Annotated in this window: 4 protein-coding genes; 2 read left to right on the top strand and 2 right to left on the bottom strand. The window is 72.9% G+C overall.

The features are described from left to right. On the top strand, positions 1-436 hold a 436-nt coding region (locus tag FREUN1FDRAFT_RS42675), incomplete at its 5' end, for a WD40 repeat domain-containing protein (protein ID WP_369809861.1). 74 nt (positions 437-510) lie between these two features. Here the strand turns inward: FREUN1FDRAFT_RS42675 and FREUN1FDRAFT_RS38325 are convergent. Both FREUN1FDRAFT_RS38325 and FREUN1FDRAFT_RS38320 read right to left on the bottom strand, forming a co-directional pair. Beyond that, complete coding sequence (locus FREUN1FDRAFT_RS38325) at positions 511-1,869, bottom strand: bifunctional o-acetylhomoserine/o-acetylserine sulfhydrylase (protein ID WP_006545827.1); 1,359 nt, start codon at positions 1,867-1,869, stop codon at positions 511-513. Beyond that, positions 1,866-3,119 carry an isopenicillin N synthase family oxygenase gene (locus FREUN1FDRAFT_RS38320; RefSeq protein ID WP_006545826.1) on the bottom strand — a complete coding sequence of 418 codons (1,254 nt, stop codon included), beginning with the start codon at positions 3,117-3,119 and terminating at the stop codon, positions 1,866-1,868. Before FREUN1FDRAFT_RS38320 ends, FREUN1FDRAFT_RS38325 begins: the two co-directional genes overlap by 4 nt. 424 nt (positions 3,120-3,543) lie before the next feature. Between FREUN1FDRAFT_RS38320 and FREUN1FDRAFT_RS42670 the strand changes: the two genes are divergently transcribed. Continuing rightward, on the top strand, positions 3,544-3,849 hold a 306-nt coding region (locus FREUN1FDRAFT_RS42670; protein WP_006545825.1), incomplete at its 3' end, for a PLP-dependent transferase.

The raw sequence follows: 3,849 nt of genomic DNA, 5'->3' as shown, positions 1-3,849 counted from the left end.
TGGTCACGGTGACGAGGTGAACAGCGGGGTGTGGAGTCCGGATGGGTTGCGTGTCCTGACTGCCGGTGACGATGGGGTGGCGCGGGTGTGGGATGCGGTGTCGGGTCGGGAGTTGTTGACCTTCGCTGGTCACAGCGGCCGGGTGTGGGATGGGGCGTGGAGTCCGGATGGCTCGCGGATCCTGACCGCCAGTGACGATGGGACGGCGCGGATCTGGGACGCTGTCGATGGTCGCCCGGTCGGTTGGCGCCTTGAGCAGCTTCCACGCGGCGAGCTTGCGGTCTGGTCTGTCACGGACGGGCATCTGCTCGGAGCGACGCCAAATGCGTGGCGGTGGCTTGGCTGGCAGGTGCCCTCCGGAGACGAACCCGTCCGGCTGCCGGCCGAGACCTGGGGCCCACTGCCACCGCTGAGCCAGACAACGCCTTCGCGCTGACGGCCGGCGGTGCCTCCGGGCGAACGTGCAGGCGGATGCCGGGGGCCCGTGAGAAAGCGCGGTCCGCGCCGGGCTCAGTGCAGCGCGCTGCGGAAGGCGCCGTCCAGGTCGGCCAGGATGTCGTCGATGCCCTCGAGGCCCACCGAGAGGCGGATCTGGTCGGCGGATACGCCGCTGGCCCTCCGCTGCTGCGGCGTGAGCTGTGCGTGGGTGGTCGACGCGGGATGGATGGCCAGCGAGCGGACGTCCCCGACGTTCGCCAGGTGGCTGTGCAGGGTGAGCGCCTCGATGAAGGCCGGGCCGCGGCGCAGCCCGTCGGCCAGCTCGAAGGCGAGGACGGCGCCGGTGCCGCGGGGCAGGTAGCGGTCCGCCGCGGCGCGCCACGGGCTGTCGGGCAGGCCCGGATAGGCGACCGCGATGACGTCGTCGCGGTCCCGCAGCCACTGCGCGACCCGCAGGGCGTTCGCGCTGTGCCGCTCCATCCGCAGCGACAGGGTCTCCAGGCCCTGAAGGAGCAGGAACGCGTTCATCGGCGACAGCGCCGGCCCGAGGTCGCGCAGCAGCCGCGCGCGGGCCCGCAGGATGTAGGCCGTCTCGGGGAACGTGTCGAGGAACACCAGCCCGTCGTAGGCGGGATCGGGCTGGGTGAAACGCGGGTAGCGGCCGTTGCCCCAGTCGAAGCGCCCGCCGTCGACGATGACACCGCCGATGGACGTCCCGTGCCCCCCGATGAACTTCGTCGCCGAGTGGACGACGACGTCGGCTCCGTGCTCGAACGGGCGGGCCAGGTAGGGCGAGGCGAGGGTGTTGTCGACGACGAGCGGGATCCCCGCGTCGTGGGCGACGCCCGCGACGGTGGCGATGTCGAGGACGTTCCCGCGCGGGTTGCCGATGGTCTCGCCGTAGAACGCGGCGGTGCGCGGCCGGATGGCGGCCCGCCAGGCGTCGGGGTCGTCGGGGTCGTCGACGAAGGTGGTCTCGATGCCGAGGTCGGCCAGGGTGTGGCGGAACAGCGCGTACGTCCCGCCGTACAGCGACGCGGACGACACGATGTGATCGCCGGCCGAGGCGACGTTGAGCAGGGCGAGGGTCGCCGCCGCCTGCCCGCTGGCTGTCGCGAGCGCCGCGACGCCGCCCTCGAGGTCGGCGACGCGCTGCTCGAGTGCGTCGTGGGTCGGGTTGACGACCCGGGTGTAGGTGAAGCCCGTCTCGGTGAGCGCGAACAGGCCGGCGGCCTGGGCGGCGTCGGCGAACACGAACGAGGCGCTCTGGTAGATCGGCACCGCGCGGGCGCCGGTCGTCGGGTCCGCGGTGGTGCCGGCGTGGACCTGGCGGGTCTCGAACGACCAGGCCGCGCCACGGACGTCGGTGCCGGGCTCGCGCAGGTCCGCTGTCTCGGTCGTCTCGGTCACAGGATCGACAGTCTCGGTCACAGGGCGGCCCCGTCCGGTCGCGTGACGCCGTCCGGTCGCGTGACGCCGTCCGGTCGGGTGAGGTCGGCGTAGTGGCGTCGGGCGACCTCGGGATGGCTGCGCAGCCAGCTCTTCAACGTGTTCTCCCCGTGCTGGGCGAAGATCGGGTTGTCCGGGTCGGGCGGTCCGGCGTCGGGGATCTGCGCGAGGAGCGCGGGGGGCAGCGGCACGGGCTCGATCGTGGCGGACAGGCCCGGTCCGAAGAAGAACGCCACGGACCCTCGTTCGTGGCCTTGTGGTGGGCTCATCACACGGTGCACAGTCGCCGGATAGTAGCGCAGCGTGGCCAGCTCGAACATCTCGCCGATGTTCACCACGAACGCCCCCCGCACGGGCGGGGCGTCGATCCACCCGCCCGAGCCGTCGGCGACCTGCAGCCCCGGCAGCCACGCCGGGCCATCCGGGTCCGCGGAGGCCCCGGCAGCGTCCGGGGCGTCCTGGCGCCGGACGGCGTCCTGCAGGACGAGGCTCAGGAAGCCACCGTCCTTGTGCGCCCCGACGCCCTGCGAACGGGCGCCGTCGGCGTCCCGCCGGTGCCGGTTGGTGCGCGTGCCGTCTCCGTCTCCGGCGCCGTTCCCGGCACCGTGGTCGGCCTCGGCGGCCGGCCCGTCGGGTGCGGGCAGGTAGCGCAGCAGCTTGAGGTGGGAGCGGGGGTCGTCGGCGAAGGTGGCGTCCAGGTGGTCGGGGGCGAGCCCCAGCGACTCGGCCAGCGCGCGGACGAGGACCTGCGCGACACCGGCCAGCGCCGCCATGTACTCCTCGACGACGGCCCGCAGCTCGGCAGGCTGGGCCGGCCACTGGTTGGGGCCGTCCAGGCGCAGGTAGGGCGGGTCGCCGGGGCCGCACACCCGGCGCGGGCGCTCGTCGCCGATGTCGATCTGCTCGCGCAGGTCGGGGTTGTCCCGGGTGATCTCCTGGCCGAGGCGGGTGTAGCCGCGGAAGTGCGGCGAGTGGACGTTCTCGATCCGCAGCTTCGTGGCGGTCGGCAGCCGGAAGAAGTCGCGGCTCACGGCCAGGACGCGGTCGGTGAGCCGGGTCGGCACGCCGTGGCCGGTGAGCTGGAGGAAGCCCGGGTCGCGGCAGGCCGCGCGCAGCGCGAGGACGAACTCGGCGCGGTCGGCGGGGCCCGCGGGAGCGGTGTACCGGCGCAGGTCGAGCAGGGGGAGCTCGCGAGGCGACCGACCGGGTGGATGGTCAGGGGCCTGGCGCATGTGGGCCTCCCTGCCCCGCGACGGGATGGATGGGGTGCAATTTTATGTATTTCCGATCGATAAAGTAAACTTACTCCGTGACGTGGAGTACGCATGGCAGGACACGTCACAGCCTGCCGCCGGGCGCTCCCGGTGGCGACACCGGGCGTGTATCCGAGCAATTCCACTCCGTGCGCGGCATCCTTCTTGCGGTCCGCCGGACAGCGTCACGCCGGCTATGCGGCGAACGACCGATCAGCCGGGACCAACGGACCTGCTTCCGGGGGCCGTCGGGGCCATGGGATGGGACCGGGCGTGCGGCCGGGCCGGTGACTCGGCCGGCCGCGGCTGGCTGCGCCCGTCCCTGCCCGGGCGCGAGCCCGGTGTCTCGTTCGAGAAACGCCGATCGTCCCGCGCACCACTCACCGCCAGAGGGGAATCCGCCATGACCGAGCCGACCTGGTCGTTCGAGACGAAGCAGATCCACGCGGGCGCCCAGCCCGATCCGACGACCGGGGCGCGCGCCGTCCCGATCTACCAGACGACGAGCTTCGTCTTCCGTGACACCGACCACGCCGCCGCCCTGTTCGCGTTGGGGGAGCCCGGCAACATCTACACCCGCATCATGAACCCGACCCAGGACGTTTTCGAGCAGCGCGTCAACGCCCTCGAGGGCGGCGTCGGGGCGCTCGCGACGTCCTCCGGGCAGGCGGCGGAGACGCTGGCCATCCTCAACCTGGCCGAGTCCGGT

It is taken from the genome of Parafrankia sp. EUN1f, from assembly GCF_000177675.1.
In the GTDB taxonomy this organism is placed as follows: Bacteria; Actinomycetota; Actinomycetes; order Frankiales; family Frankiaceae; genus Parafrankia.
Note: the sequence above shows the minus strand (reverse complement) of the source record. Positions and strands in the feature narration are given on the sequence as shown.